Origin of the sequence: Marivivens sp. JLT3646 (assembly GCF_001908835.1) — a bacterium.
Classification (GTDB): domain Bacteria; phylum Pseudomonadota; class Alphaproteobacteria; order Rhodobacterales; family Rhodobacteraceae; genus Marivivens; species Marivivens geojensis.
The window spans coordinates 563,225-576,812 of record NZ_CP018572.1 but is presented as its reverse complement, the minus strand read 5'-3'; the positions used below and the strand labels follow the sequence as shown (position 1 = coordinate 576,812).

Annotated in this window: 14 protein-coding genes; 7 read left to right on the top strand and 7 right to left on the bottom strand. The window is 58.8% G+C overall.

Annotated features, from left to right (window positions below):
* Positions 1-94 precede the first annotated feature (94 nt).
* The gene (locus tag BSK21_RS02965) at positions 95-568 is read left to right on the top strand and encodes an Lrp/AsnC family transcriptional regulator (RefSeq protein ID WP_067549896.1); all 474 of its coding nucleotides are present in this window, start codon (positions 95-97) and stop codon (positions 566-568) included.
* 57 nt (positions 569-625) lie between these two features.
* On the opposite strand, the gene rpsU is transcribed toward BSK21_RS02965, so the two are convergent.
* A complete protein-coding gene (gene rpsU / locus BSK21_RS02960; RefSeq protein WP_067549898.1) occupies positions 626-832 on the bottom strand; it encodes a 30S ribosomal protein S21 in 207 nt (68 codons plus the stop codon).
* Between the two features lie 106 nt (positions 833-938).
* Here rpsU and BSK21_RS02955 point away from each other — a divergent pair, with 106 nt between their 5' ends.
* Positions 939-1,631, top strand: a complete 693-nt coding sequence (locus tag BSK21_RS02955; protein WP_067549900.1) for a COQ9 family protein — start codon at positions 939-941, stop codon at positions 1,629-1,631.
* A 12-nt stretch (positions 1,632-1,643) separates the two neighbouring features.
* Positions 1,644-2,630 (top strand): NAD(P)H-quinone oxidoreductase, encoded by a 987-nt coding sequence (locus BSK21_RS02950; protein ID WP_067549902.1) that lies wholly within the window; start codon positions 1,644-1,646, stop codon positions 2,628-2,630.
* Here BSK21_RS02950 and BSK21_RS02945 read toward each other — a convergent pair.
* The 5 genes from BSK21_RS02945 to BSK21_RS02925 form a co-directional block, all read right to left on the bottom strand.
* Complete coding sequence (locus BSK21_RS02945) at positions 2,627-3,241, bottom strand: bifunctional 2-polyprenyl-6-hydroxyphenol methylase/3-demethylubiquinol 3-O-methyltransferase UbiG (protein ID WP_067549904.1); 615 nt, start codon at positions 3,239-3,241, stop codon at positions 2,627-2,629. The genes BSK21_RS02950 and BSK21_RS02945 overlap by 4 nt on opposite strands.
* A gap of 30 nt (positions 3,242-3,271) precedes the next feature.
* On the bottom strand, positions 3,272-3,982 hold the full coding sequence (locus BSK21_RS02940; RefSeq protein WP_067549906.1) for a YafY family protein: 711 nt from the start codon (positions 3,980-3,982) through the stop codon (positions 3,272-3,274).
* The gene (locus tag BSK21_RS02935; RefSeq protein WP_067549908.1) at positions 3,982-4,341 is read right to left on the bottom strand and encodes a VOC family protein; all 360 of its coding nucleotides are present in this window, start codon (positions 4,339-4,341) and stop codon (positions 3,982-3,984) included. The genes BSK21_RS02940 and BSK21_RS02935 overlap by 1 nt, the downstream gene beginning before the upstream one ends.
* Positions 4,342-4,484: 143 nt before the next feature.
* Positions 4,485-5,369, bottom strand: coding sequence for a formyltetrahydrofolate deformylase (gene purU, locus BSK21_RS02930; protein WP_067550526.1), 885 nt, complete (start codon positions 5,367-5,369; stop codon positions 4,485-4,487).
* A 178-nt stretch (positions 5,370-5,547) separates the two neighbouring features.
* Positions 5,548-6,111: a DUF1285 domain-containing protein gene (locus BSK21_RS02925; protein WP_067549910.1), complete on the bottom strand. Its 564-nt coding sequence runs from the start codon at positions 6,109-6,111 to the stop codon at positions 5,548-5,550.
* A 69-nt stretch (positions 6,112-6,180) separates the two neighbouring features.
* Here BSK21_RS02925 and BSK21_RS02920 point away from each other — a divergent pair, with 69 nt between their 5' ends.
* The 4 genes from BSK21_RS02920 to BSK21_RS02905 are packed head-to-tail and all read left to right on the top strand — an operon-like array spanning position 6,181 to position 12,864.
* A complete protein-coding gene (locus BSK21_RS02920) occupies positions 6,181-7,185 on the top strand; it encodes a MoxR family ATPase (RefSeq protein WP_067549912.1) in 1,005 nt (334 codons plus the stop codon).
* The gene (locus BSK21_RS02915) at positions 7,182-8,045 is read left to right on the top strand and encodes a DUF58 domain-containing protein (protein WP_067549914.1); all 864 of its coding nucleotides are present in this window, start codon (positions 7,182-7,184) and stop codon (positions 8,043-8,045) included. Before BSK21_RS02920 ends, BSK21_RS02915 begins: the two co-directional genes overlap by 4 nt.
* A 2-nt stretch (positions 8,046-8,047) precedes the next feature.
* Entirely contained in the window at positions 8,048-10,801 is a 2,754-nt protein-coding gene (locus tag BSK21_RS02910; RefSeq protein WP_067549916.1) for a DUF4159 domain-containing protein, read from the top strand.
* Positions 10,798-12,864 (top strand): hypothetical protein, encoded by a 2,067-nt coding sequence (locus BSK21_RS02905; RefSeq protein WP_067549918.1) that lies wholly within the window; start codon positions 10,798-10,800, stop codon positions 12,862-12,864. The genes BSK21_RS02910 and BSK21_RS02905 overlap by 4 nt, the downstream gene beginning before the upstream one ends.
* Here BSK21_RS02905 and BSK21_RS02900 read toward each other — a convergent pair.
* Entirely contained in the window at positions 12,861-13,559 is a 699-nt protein-coding gene (locus tag BSK21_RS02900) for a DUF599 domain-containing protein (protein ID WP_067549920.1), read from the bottom strand. The two genes, BSK21_RS02905 and BSK21_RS02900, sit on opposite strands and share 4 nt — an antisense overlap.
* Positions 13,560-13,588: the final 29 nt, after the last annotated feature.

The following is a 13,588-nucleotide window of genomic DNA, read 5'->3' as shown; positions in this document are numbered from 1 at the left end:
AAGATGACGCGCCCATTGCGCAATTACTTGGACATTTTAAGTGCCGATGGTATAATTTTTCGAAGATTATTCGAATAATAACGGAATTACTGGGATGAACTCGCGTGAAGATGGATTGGATTCGATAGATCGTCGGATTCTGGAGGTTCTGCAAAAGGATGGGCGAATCTCGAACGCGGAACTGGCGGATAAGGTCCACTTGTCAGCCTCTGCCTGTCATCGACGGGTTCAACGGCTCGAGAAGGACAAGTTCATCAAAGGCTATGTCGCCCTCGTCGATCCACGCAAAATCAACCGCAAAACCACCGTGTTCGTTGAGATCACGCTCAGCGGTCAGGCGGATGAAATCCTCAGCGGCTTTGAAAAGGCCGTGTCGCTGATACCTGACGTGTTGGAATGCCACCTGATGGCGGGGTCTGCGGACTATCTACTCAAAGTCGTGGCCGAGGACGCCGAAGATTTTGCCCGCATTCACCGTCGTCACCTCGCGGGGCTACCGGGGGTGCAGACGCTGCAATCGTCATTTTCGCTGAAACAGGTGCGGCAAACCACTGCCCTGCCCGTCTAAAGAAAAAGCCCCCGCAGCCAAAGCTACGGGGGCCAATTTCGCCACGTTGGTTTGCTCTTAGAGCATACCCTCGCGTTGCAGCTTTTTACGAGCCAGCTTGCGCTGACGACGAATCGCCTCAGCCTTTTCACGGGCCTTCTGGATGGAGGGCTTCTCGAAATGTTGCTTGAGCTTCATTTCACGGAAGACGCCTTCACGCTGCAGTTTTTTCTTAAGCGCACGGAGCGCCTGTTCTACGTTATTATCGCGAACACTAACCTGCATGTGGTTTTCACCACCTTTCTAAGTTGGATTTGCAAAAGATTGCAGGATGGCCGCGTATAGCAATGGCACTATGTTTTGTCTAGTCTGCCCCCAGAAGGAGAACGCTATGCCGATCACCCCCCTATCACCGATGCAAAATCGCCTGCTGGACGCTATCGAACCCCATGTCATTTTCGACGGGTGGAGCGAGGACGCCTTTAAGATGGCGATCGCGGATTCTGGACTGAGCGAAGCTGACGCCCGCGCCGCGTGCCCACGTGGTGCGACCGACCTTGCCGTGGCCTATCACCAGCGGGGCGATGCGGCGATGGTCGCACAGATGGAGGCCACCGACCTCGCATCGATGCGCTACAGTGAACGTGTGGCAGCCGCGATCCGGTTCCGCCTCGAGGTCGTGGATCGCGATATGGTGCGTCGTGGCATGACGCTGTTTTCGATGCCTCACCTCGCGCCGATTGGGACACAGTTGGTTTGGGGAACCGCAGACCTTATCTGGGAAACGCTGGGCGACACTTCGGACGACATAAACTGGTATTCGAAACGCACGATCCTGTCAGGCGTCTATGCGTCCTGCGTGGTCTATTGGCTCGGCGACGAAACCGGCGGTGAGGCGACCGCTGCCTTTATCGACCGTCGGATCGACAACGTCATGCAGTTCGAGAAATTCAAATCCACCGTGAAAAAGACCCCCGTTCTGGGGCAATTCGCAACGGGAATGGAAAAACTACTATCTGGCATCAAAGCCCCGAAACGGGGCGCGGCAGAAGACCTGCCGGGACGCTGGACCCTAAACGACTAAGGAGGACGGCCAATGGCCGATATGATGCGCGCGGTTGAAATCACCCAAGCCGGCGGACCAGAAGTTCTGCAACTGTGTTCACGCCCGATCCCCACGCCCGAAGCGGGGCAGGTCGTGATCAAAGTGGCCTATGCGGGCGTGAACCGTCCCGATGCCCTGCAGCGTGCGGGTCTCTATGCGCCTCCTCCGACGGCGAGCGACCTTCCTGGCCTAGAGGCGTCGGGCACCGTGGTGGCGGTCGGCGAAGGGGCCGAAGGCGTCAAAGTCGGTGATCAGGTGTGCGCACTCCTCCCCGGTGGGGGCTATGCCGAATATGTAGCGACACCTGCCGCGCATTGTCTGCCCGTCCCTGACGGACTGTCGTTGAAAGAGGCCGCCTGCCTGCCCGAAACCTTCTACACCGTCTGGTCCAACGTATTTATGCGCGGCGGATTGCAGGGCGGTGAGCGGTTACTCGTACACGGAGGGTCATCGGGCATCGGCACAACGGCCATCCAACTCGCCAAAGCGTTTGGCGCACGAGTCTTTGCGACCGCTGGGTCAGCTGACAAATGTCAGGCCTGCGAAGACCTCGGTGCGGAAAAGTGTTTCAACTATCGTGACGAGGATTTCGTCGCGGGGATGAAAGCTGTTGGCGGCGCAAACCTGATCCTCGATATGGTGGGTGGGTCGTATATCGACAAAAACATCAAATCGCTGGCCGATGATGGGCGGCTCGTTCAGATCGCATTCCTTCAGGGTTCCAAGGTCGAAGTGAACTGGGCGCAACTGATGATGCGCCGTTTGACGTTCACAGGCTCGACCCTGCGCCCCCAATCCGATCTGGCGAAAGGCCGCATTGCGGATGAATTGCGCACAAAGGTCTGGCCGTTGCTGGACGCGGGCAAGGTGCGCCCCGTCATGCACAGCGAATTTCCGCTAGACGCCGCGTCAGATGCGCATGCCCTGATGGAGAGCAGCGCGCATATTGGAAAAATCGTCCTAAACGTCGGCGGTTAAGGTTTCCGCCAGACCGCGCCAATGGTTGCGGACATGCCATCGTGTCCGCGACCCTCTTGAAGCTGAAGTTCATCAATCGACAGACGCAATAGTGTGTAGTCGGCAAAGGCCTCGCGCAAGAGGGCTTCGGAATAGAGGTGCGCCACATCGCGCGGCCCACCAGTGTTGAACGCCAATTGCTCGGGGCGATAGCCGACAATCACCAGATAGCCACCTGATTTCAGCGCCTTGCGCATCCCCGCCCATTTGCGATCCCGTTCATCCGGTTTGCTAAATTGCGTGAAGACTTCCACAACAACATCAAAGGTGGCTTCGGGATAGTCCCAATCATGGGCATCCCCGAGGGTCAGTGTTATCGACACATCGTGCTTATCAGCCAACACTTGGGCCCGCGACTGTGCAGTGGGCGACACATCGACCGATGTTACAGCGAGCCCATGACGCGCAAGCCAAACACCGTTCCGACCCTCGCCATCCGCCACAGCCAAGGCTGTTCCCTTAGTCGGCAAAAGACGTGTCACATCACGGAGGAAATAGCTTGGCTCTTCGCCGAATAGGTAACCGTCAGCATTGGCAAAGCGAGCTTCCCAATCGAGTGTCGGAAGGGCCATAGGTATCTCCTCTCGTGGTTCACAACCCATTTAGGTGTTTTGCGGCCGAGTGACCATGAGTGGTCTGCGATCATGGGATGCGTAAAAATCGCGCAGGGTTTTTCCGGCTTCATCCTTGAACAGTTCACCCTCGGATATCTTTGTGATGCGGTCGATACGAAACATCCGAAATCCCGCACGCAGTTCGCACCAACAGACCATCGTCCAGACCTTCCCCCAATACCACAGCCCCAAGGGCCGAACGGTGCGGGTCGTCGCCACGTGGTTTTCATCGCGATATGTCATCGTCAGGCGGTGTTTTTGATAAGAAGCCTGTTCGATCTGATCGATCAACCTGCGCACGTCAGGGGTCAGATCATTCATCTCTTGAGCATTAACACCGACCGCGTTGACCCTTTGTCGCAATCGCTGAGGCAACACGGCTTCGATTTTGACGATCGCTTCGGTGGCGCCTTCGGCCATCGAAGCGCCACCCCAGACTTGCATCATCCGTGCGCCCGCGACCAAAGCCACGATCTCGGCCTCGGTGAACATCAGGGGCGGCAGGTCATAACCATCCCGCATGATATAACCGACGCCTGCTTCGCCTTCGATGGGAACGCCTGTCGACATAAGGTCGGCCACGTCGCGGTAAATCGTCCGCGGCGTGACCTCTAGTTTTTCAGCGAGTTGCGCTGCCGTCACCAAACGCCCGCCGCGCAGCAGTTGAACGATCTGAAAAAGACGGTCAGCGCGGCGCATCAGGCGGCCTCGAACAGGCCGATGCGGTTGCCATCGGGATCGCGGGTATAGGCAAAACGGCCCTGTGGGATGTCGATGATCGGGCTATCGACCGCGCCACCATTCGCAGGCACCCGAGCGAGAGCGTTTTCCAAACCGTCGGTCACGGTCATGTGCAAAACGCTGACGCCTTGACCCGCAGCGGGATCGACAAAGAGGTCAGTTCCAACGCTGCCTTCGGTTGCGACAGCTGCGACACGACGACCGCCTTCTTCGCGGAAGGTGACATCAATTTTCAGGATGGCCGCGTAATATGCGGCAGCGGCGTCCAGATCACGCACGGGGGTTTCAGTCCAGATAACAACAGGTTGGGCAGTCATTTCCAATCTCCTTTGGATTTGTGATGCCCTGTCATGACACACCCCTACTGACAGCGTACTGTCAGTATCTTTGCACGCCTAAGCAGAAAAAGAAAAGGGCGACCCGAAGGCCGCCCACCGAGGGAGAATATGGAAGTGGGAGATTAGCCCATACGCTCCGAAACGTATGCACCCGGGGAGGCGGGGAATACGACGGTCTTATTGCCGTTGAGGAAAACGCGGTGCTGAACGTGCGCGTGGATGGCGCGGGACAGGCACTGGCTCTCTACGTCGCGGCCGAGCGAAACATAGTCAGAGGCCGACTGAGCGTGAGTGATACGAACGATGTCCTGTTCGATGATCGGACCTTCGTCGAGGTCAGCGGTCACGTAGTGCGCCGTTGCACCGATCAGCTTAACGCCGCGCTCGTAGGCTTGTTTGTAGGGGTTCGCGCCTTTGAAGGACGGCAGGAACGAGTGGTGGATGTTGATGATCTTGCCAGACATCTTTGTGCAGAGATCATCCGAGAGGACCTGCATGTAGCGAGCCAGAACGATCAGTTCTGCTTCGGTGTCTTCGACAACCTGCATGATCGCGGCTTCTGCCTGCGGTTTGTTCTCTTTGGTCACTTTGATGCAGTGGAACGGCAGGTCGTGGTTCACGACGACCTTCTGGTAATCCATGTGGTTCGAAATCACCGCAACGATATCGATCGGCAGCGCACCGATTTTCCAACGGTAAAGAAGGTCGTTCAAGCAGTGACCGAAACGGGACACCATGATCACGACTTTCATTTTGACGGATTCATCGTGGAACGCATAGTCCATGCCGAACTTTTCAGCCGTCGCGGCCATGCCAGCGTTCAGATCGGCAAGCGACATGCCCTTTTCCGAGGTAAAGCTGACGCGCATGAAGAACTGACCCGTGCCAGCGTCGTCGAACTGCGATGCGTCAGTGATGTTACAGCCAGTATCGGCCATGTAGTTTGCGACTGCAGCAACAATCCCACGGGTGGATTGGCAGGTCACTGTGAGGGCGTATTTGGACATGGAGGACTCCGCGTTGGATTTAATGCGGTCATACACGCCAAATGCACTATGGAAAGGTGCGCGAAACGTCATTTTCCAGACTGAAACGTCATTTACGACACCGCTAACGGTCAGAAATTTCCTGACGTTCACCGCTGTTTATCATAAGCGACATTCGTTCCCTGAACTGCGACCTAGACTAGTCCAGCTCGGCTGCGGGGATGATTCCAAAAAATGTATCCATCGACCGAACGCCAAACATTTCGCCCTCGACCTCACCCAGATCAACGAGGCGGTAGAAAGACTTGCGGTCGATCAGCGCCCAGAGGTTACGCCGGATCAATACGTAGGGAGACGGTTCGCCCGTTTCAGGGTCGCGTTCGACGCGGATCGGATGGTCAGGGCCTGCGGTCACAACGTCATCAACATTGGTCACGAATTCTAACCCGCCCTCTGTCGCCTCAAAATCAATCGCAACGAAAGGCGCGTCATCGACAATGATGCCCACCTTTTCGACAGGCGTGACGAGGAAATAATCGTCGCCATCCTTGCGAATGATAGACGAGAACAATTTTACCAGCGGTTTACGGCCAATCGGCGTGCCCAAATAAAACCATGTCCCGTCACGGGCGATCCGCATATCGATATCCCCACAAAACGGCGGGTTCCATTTTTCGACAGGCGGCGGGCCCTTTTTTGAGGCAGCTTTCGCAGCAGAAGCGAGACTTTCCGCCGACGGGGTAACATTCTTTTGTGTAGTCATGTTTTTCCCATTGGGATCAGGGGTGATATCTGGTTCTTTAGGAACATAGTGTGACCGAGGAGCATTGTCATGGCAGCACCCGCCGATCTTGTCGTCGAAATCGAAGCATTGGGCGAAAAGCTCGTTCTGGCGCGGGATAGTATCGCCAAACAATTCATCGGACAAAAACGGGTTGTTGACCTAACTTTGGCGGCGCTTGTCTCTGGCGGACACGCGTTATTGGTCGGCCTTCCTGGTCTCGGCAAAACGCGTTTGGTCAACACGCTCGGCACTGTGATGGGGCTGGATGCGAACCGTGTGCAGTTTACGCCTGACCTGATGCCAGCGGATATCCTTGGCTCCGAGGTACTGGAAACAGCGGCGGATGGCACACGGGCATTTCGCTTTGTTGAAGGCCCCGTATTCTGCCAGCTTCTTATGGCGGACGAGATCAACCGTGCCTCGCCGCGCACCCAATCCGCGCTATTGCAAGCGATGCAGGAACGCGAGGTGACGATTGCGGGGCAGCATCGCCCCTTGGGCAAACCGTTCCACGTTCTGGCGACCCAGAACCCATTGGAACAAGAGGGGACATACCCCCTCCCCGAAGCGCAGCTCGACCGTTTTCTGTTGCAGATCGACGTGCCCTACCCGACCCGCGATGTGGAGCGAGAAATCCTACTGGCGACCACAGGCGCGACCGAAGATGTGGCCCATGCCGTCTTTACCGCAGATGAACTGATCGCGGCCCAAGCGTTGCTGCGTCGGATGCCAGTCGGTGAAAACATCGTTGAAATGATCCTCGATCTGGTGCGGGCCTGCCGTCCTGACGCGGATGCTCCTGACGTGATCCGCCAAAACGTAGCTTGGGGTCCGGGTCCCCGTGCAGCGCAGGCGTTGATGCTCTGCGCACGGGCAGAGGCGCTGATGAACGGGCGCCTCGCCCCATCGCCCGAAGACGTGCGTGCGCTGGCGGCCCCTGTTCTATCGCACCGTATGGCATTGTCCTTTGCGGCACGGGCGCGGGGTGAAAACCTCACGTCGATCATCGACACCGTCTCCGCCCAGATTACCAAGGTTGAGGCAGCCGCGTGAGTGACGCGCTTGCCTTGCGTGCTGGGGCAGAGCGTTTAGCGGCCCCGCTTCCTGCGCTTCTCGCGCAGGCAGAGCATTTGGCGACCACTGTTATACTCGGCGATCACGGTCGGCGGCGCGCCGGTCTGGGCGATACATTTTGGCAATACCGCCCAGCGCAGCCCCACGATGAAGCACGTCTGATCGACTGGCGACGGTCGGCACGATCCGACACGGCCTTTATTCAGGACAAGGAATGGCAAATCGCGCAGTCGGTGATCCTCTGGGTCGATCGCGCGGCGTCGATGTCGTTCACCTCAGGCGATGAGACCAAAGCCCACCGCGCGAGTGTACTGGCCCTGTCCCTTGCGATCCTTCTGTTGAGGGGGGGCGAACGGGTGGGTCTAACGGGGCTACGGCTCCCGCCGAAACGCGGTGAAGCGCAGGCGCTCTATCTGGCAGAGCTGTTGGCGGAACAATCGACCGACGATTACGGCAGCCCTGATACGGATGGGATGTTACCCCATTCCCGCGCCCTCTTTGTCTCTGACTTTATGGGGGACATCGCAGGCGTCGAGGACGCGATGTTGCGAGCAGCGGATCGTGGTATCGGCGGCGCGATCCTTCAGGTGCTCGACCCGCAAGAAGAGGCCTTTCCATTTGACGGACGGACGGTGTTTCAGTCGATGGGCGGTAGCCTGACCCATGAAACGCAAAAAGCGGGCGATCTAAAGGAACGCTACCTCGAACGGCTCGCCGCACGCAAAGATCGGCTGGCGCATCTGGCCCGTGTGGCGGGATGGCAGTTTCACACGCATCACACAGGGCAAAGCGCGGCCTCGGCCCTTCTTTGGCTCTACGGCGCGATGGAGCGGAAATAACGATGTTCCAACTCGGCCCCATAGGTTTTGCAGCCCCTTGGCTTTTGATCGCGCTGGTCGCGCTCCCGATCTTATGGATCTTGCTCCGTGCTGTGCCCCCTGCCCCAATCCGCCGCCGTTTCCCTGGGGTGGCGCTCCTCCTCGGGCTATCGGACAATGAGGTTCAGACGGACCGAACGCCATGGTGGCTGTTGCTTTTGCGGTCTTTGGCAGTGGCGGCGATGATTATCGGCTTTGCTGGTCCGGTGTTGAACCCGCAACAAACCGAGAACGGCGCTGGCCCATTGTTAATCGTCACGGATGGCACATGGGCGAGTGCGCGGGATTGGGCGACGCGGCTGGACCGTATCGACGCGATGGTGGCGACCGCAGGACGGCAAGGGCGCACGGTCGCCGTCGTATCGCTGACCGATTTGCCTGAAGATGGAATTGCGTTTCAATCGGCGGATGCCGTTGGCCGTACAGTTGCAGGGCTGACGCCGAACCCGTGGGAGCCATCGATGAACGACCTCGCCGCATGGATCGCGGGGTTAGAGGGATCGTTCGACACCTATTGGCTATCCGATGGGCTGGGCCGCGACACGCGGGCTGACCTCGTCACTGCATTCCAATCCCACGGCGATCTGCGCGTGTTCGAAACCGCACGCCCCGTCTATGCCCTGCGCCCAGCCGAATTTGCGGATGGAAAAGTCACGCTGACCGCCCTGCGTAGCCTGTCGGGTGTAGAAGTTGAGCTATCGGTCGCCGCAATCGGCCTCGACCCATCAGGCATCGAACGTCAACTTGCCACGCAGCCTGTGACCTTTGCCACTGAAGCTGTTGAGGCCTCCATCACCTTTGACCTGCCGCCAGAATTGCGCAATCGGGTGACGCGGTTTGAACTGATCGGCCAATCCACGGCGGGCGCAGTTACGCTGACTGACGATAGCCTGAAACGGCGCGAGGTGGCGCTGATTTCTGGCGGGGCATCCCGCGAGGGGTTGGAACTGCTTTCTCCCCTTCATTATCTCCGCGAAGCGCTTGCGGAAAATGCGGATCTCCTCGAACTACCGCTCGGTGACGTGATCCCCGCCAATCCCGACGTGGTCATCCTCGCCGATGTGGCAACGCTGTCCCCGCTGGAATCCGAGGCGATCACTGCTTGGGTCGAAAACGGAGGGCTATTGGTGCGGTTCGCAGGGCCACGGATGGCTGCGGCGGATCTGTCGCTGCTAGAGGAGGATCCGTTGATGCCTGTGCGCCTACGGTCAGGTGGACGCAGCGTCGGCGGCACGATGAGCTGGGGCGCGCCCAAAACGCTCGATACCTTTGCGGCGACCTCGCCCTTTGCGGGGCTCACCGTGCCTGACGATGTAGAGGTGACATCGCAGGTCGTGGCCCAACCCGATCCAACCCTTGCAGAGCGTGTGATTGCGCAACTAACCGATGGCACCCCGCTTGTGACGCGAGCGGAATTGGGGGCGGGACAGATCGTCCTGTTCCACGTCACCGCCAATGCGGAATGGTCAAACCTGCCGCTCTCTGGCCTCTTTGTTCAGATGCTCGAACGGCTGGCGGTATCGACGCGGCCCTCGCAACCGACATTGGACGACCTCGCAGGCACCACATGGATGCCAGAGCGGGTTCTGAACGCCACGGGCACGTTGCGGGATGCGGCAACGCTAGCGGGCGTCAGCGGCGAACGCATTGCCGAAGGCACAGTTGGCGCAGACCTCCACCCCGGTTTGTATAGCGGCGAAGACCGCGCCTTGGCCGTGAATGTGTTGGCTCAGGACAGCACGCTTGCCCCCGCAACATGGCCCGCTGGGATCACGGTTGAGGGCACGCGCGATGCGACGACGACCCCGCTCAAGGGGGCGTTGCTCTTTGCTGCGCTGCTGGTTTTGATGGCTGATATCATTGCATCACTGTCCCTCTCGGGCCGTCTACGCGGCGCACGAGCGATGCTGCTCGGGCTGATCGCGATCGGCCTGATGCCGCGGGACGGCATAGCGCAGGATGATAGTTTTGCCATCGCGGCGACCTCAGACGTGGTGTTGGCCTATGTCATCACGGGCGATCAGGCGATTGATGATATCTCTTACGCGGGCCTTTATGGGCTTTCAGACACGCTCTATCGGCGGACATCGATTGAACCCGCAAACCCGATCGGCGTGAATATCGAGATGGATGAACTGTCGTTCTTTCCGCTGCTCTACTGGCCGATCACCCCCAACCAACCTATGCCCAGCCGCGAAGCCTATGCGAAACTGAACCGCTATTTGCGCAGCGGCGGGATGATCCTTTTTGACACGCGTGACGGCGATGTGGCGCAATATGGTACCTCCACCCCTGAGGCACGCAAACTGCAGGCGATTGCGGCTGGGCTCGACATTCCACCCATTGAACCGATCCCCGAAGACCACGTTCTGACGCGGACCTTCTACCTGCTCCAAGACTTCCCAGGTCGCTATAATTCGCCCGAGGTCTGGGTCGAAGCCTCGCCGCCTGACGCAGAACAGATCGACGGGATGCCGTTCCGCAACCTTAACGATGGGGTCACGCCCGTGGTGATCGGCGGCAACGATTGGGCGTCGGCTTGGGCGATGGATGAAGCAGGGCGCCGCTTGCTTCCTGTTGGGCGCGGTATGGCTGGCGAACGCCAACGTGAGATCGCTTATCGGTTCGGCGTAAACCTCGTGATGCATGTGCTGACGGGCAATTATAAATCGGATCAGGTCCACGTGCCTGCGCTACTTGATAGGTTGGGCCAATGACGGGTGTTGTGTTTGATCCGCTGATCGGGTGGCCGTTCATTTGGGCGGTTGCAGCGCTGAGCGCGGCGGCGATTGGCCTGTCGCTTTGGCGCGGATTACGTGGCTGGTGGCTGCGCGGATTGGCGGCTGTGGCGTTGCTGATCGCTCTGGCGAACCCTGCCCTGCAACGCGAAAACCGCGAGGCTCTCTCTGACATCGTGATCGCGGTAGTCGATGATAGTGCGAGCCAATCCGTCAGCGACCGGCCAAGCCAAACTGCTGATGCACTGGCGAATTTGCGGCGCGAGGTGGCGGGTTTTGCCAATACCGAACTGCGTGAAATCACTGTGCCAGATGGGACAGGTGACACAGGAACCCACGCTATGACCGCCCTGACCGAAGCCTTGGCCGAGGAACCATCTGGGCGGATTGCGGGCGTTGTGGTGCTGTCCGATGGGCGCATCCACGACATGGACCGAATGCCCACCGTGCCTGCGCCCGTGCATCTGTTGCAGTCGGGCAAAGCCACCGATTGGGACCGCCGCCTGATCGTGCGCAACGCCCCTGCCTTTGCCATCATCGGCGAACCTGTTTCGCTCACCCTACGGATCGAAGATCAGGGCTACGCGCCGACGAACGCTGGCCTCGCGCCACTGACGATCGCGATTGATGGCGGTGTGCCGATGCGGTTTGACGTGCCCTTGGGCCAAGATATCGACCTGCCGATCACGCTGCCGCATGGCGGAATGAACGTTCTACAATTCGCGACTGCTGCAGATCCGACCGAACTGACCGACCGCAACAATGCTGCCGTGGTGCAAATCAACGGCGTGCGGGACCGGTTGCGCGTTTTGCTAGTCTCTGGCGAACCTCATGCAGGCGAACGGACGTGGCGGAACCTGTTGAAATCGGACAGCGCCGTGGATCTGGTCCATTTCACCATTCTACGTCCACCAGAGAAACAAGACGGCGTGCCCGTGGACGAGCTATCGTTGATCGCCTTCCCGACCCGCGAATTGTTCCTCGAAAAGATCGACGATTTCGACCTGATCATCTTTGATCGCTATCGGCGGCGCGGCATTCTGCCGAATGCCTACTATGAAAACATAACGAATTACGTGGAACAGGGCGGCGCGCTCTTGGTGTCCTCTGGGCCAGAGTTTGGAACCGCCGATAGCATCTACCGCAGCGCCTTGGGCGATGTGATCCCCGGCGCACCTACTGCACGCGTGATCGAAGAAGGCTTTGTTCCGACCGTATCCGACCTAGGCCAGCGGCACCCCGTGACCGAGGGGCTAGAGGACTACACCGACCGCCGCGAGGATGGATCGGCGGGTTGGGGTCGTTGGTTTAGGCTGATGGACGTAGTGCCCTCGCCCGACGCCGAAGTCGTCATGACAGGCCCCGATGATCGTCCGCTTTTGGTGCTGAACCGTGTGGGCGATGGGCGTGTCGCCTTGCTGACCTCGGATCAATCATGGCTCTGGGATCGTGGAGTTGAGGGCGGTGGTCCACAGCTCGAACTGCTGCGCCGTCTGGCACATTGGATGATGAAGGAACCCGAGCTCGAAGAAGAAGCACTCTGGGCTGAGGTCACAGGTCAGTCGATCCGCATTATTCGGCGCACCTTGGGCGATACGGTCGGCAGTGCCACGGTTATCTCGCCTGATGGAGCGGAGGTTCAGATGAGCCTCACGCAGACGGCTCCTGGTCGGTTTGAAACCAGCTTTGATGCAGTCGAAATGGGGCTCTACCGCATTCGTGAAGGCGATCAGGAAACGGTCATTGCCGCTGGCCCTGCCGCCCCCAAAGAATTCGAAGAAACCATCGCAACCGAAACCGTTATCGCCCCCCTGATCGAAGCTACAGGCGGCGGCAGCTTGCGGATGGAGGATGGCACATTCGACGTTCGCCCAGTGCGCGCAGGACGCGTGGCGGCAGGCAATGGTTGGATCGGCATCACGCCACGCGGGGCCTATCGCACGGCAGAAGTCGCGGTCTTCCCGCTCGTCCCAGCATGGTTGTTCCTGATGCTGGCGGCGGTTCTGATCCTTGCCGCGTGGCTACGTGAAGGGCGGCGTTAATCGCCGTTCTTTTCCAGTAGAATTTCGCGAGGGGCAGAGCTGAATTCACGGCTCCACAAGAGATAAGTGATGCCGATTGTGGTCACAGCCAATGCAATCGGTCCAACGAGCCAGCCCAAAGCCCCCAGTGCGAAATACATAGCTCGTAGGCCACGGGTAAAATTTACGGACGCGTGGATGTTCAACTCTGCCGCTTGTTTCCAAAGGCGTGCGCCGCGCTCTTCGCCTGCGCGCCCTACGGCGCCCATCACGACGGCGCAATAGCCGAACAAACGGTGAGCCCAGACGAATTTTAAGAACGCAAAGGTCAGAAAGAACCCAACAAGCACGAGCTTGAGTTGCCAGATGAATTCGGGCGCGTCGGCATTGGCGAACTCCTGCGCCACGCCGCGCAATTGATCCGTATTACCGATCAAAGCCAAGACACCACCGATCGCAAGGATCGAAGTCGAAGCAAAGAACGACGTGCCCTGCCGCAAAGTGCCCATGATCTGCGCGTCAAAGATACGGTTGTCGCGGGCCTCGAACGCTTGCATCCAATCCATGCGGTACGACACCATCAACGTGGACACCGAAGGGCGGCCCGCAGGCGGATGTTCGATCACCCATCCCACAATGGCCCAAGCCATTAGAATAAAGGCAGCGGCGAGCCCGTCGCCCAATGTCAGCAAAGTCAGGTGATCTATCAAAGTCATATGCCCAGACTATGCGCGCCTGTGATTTC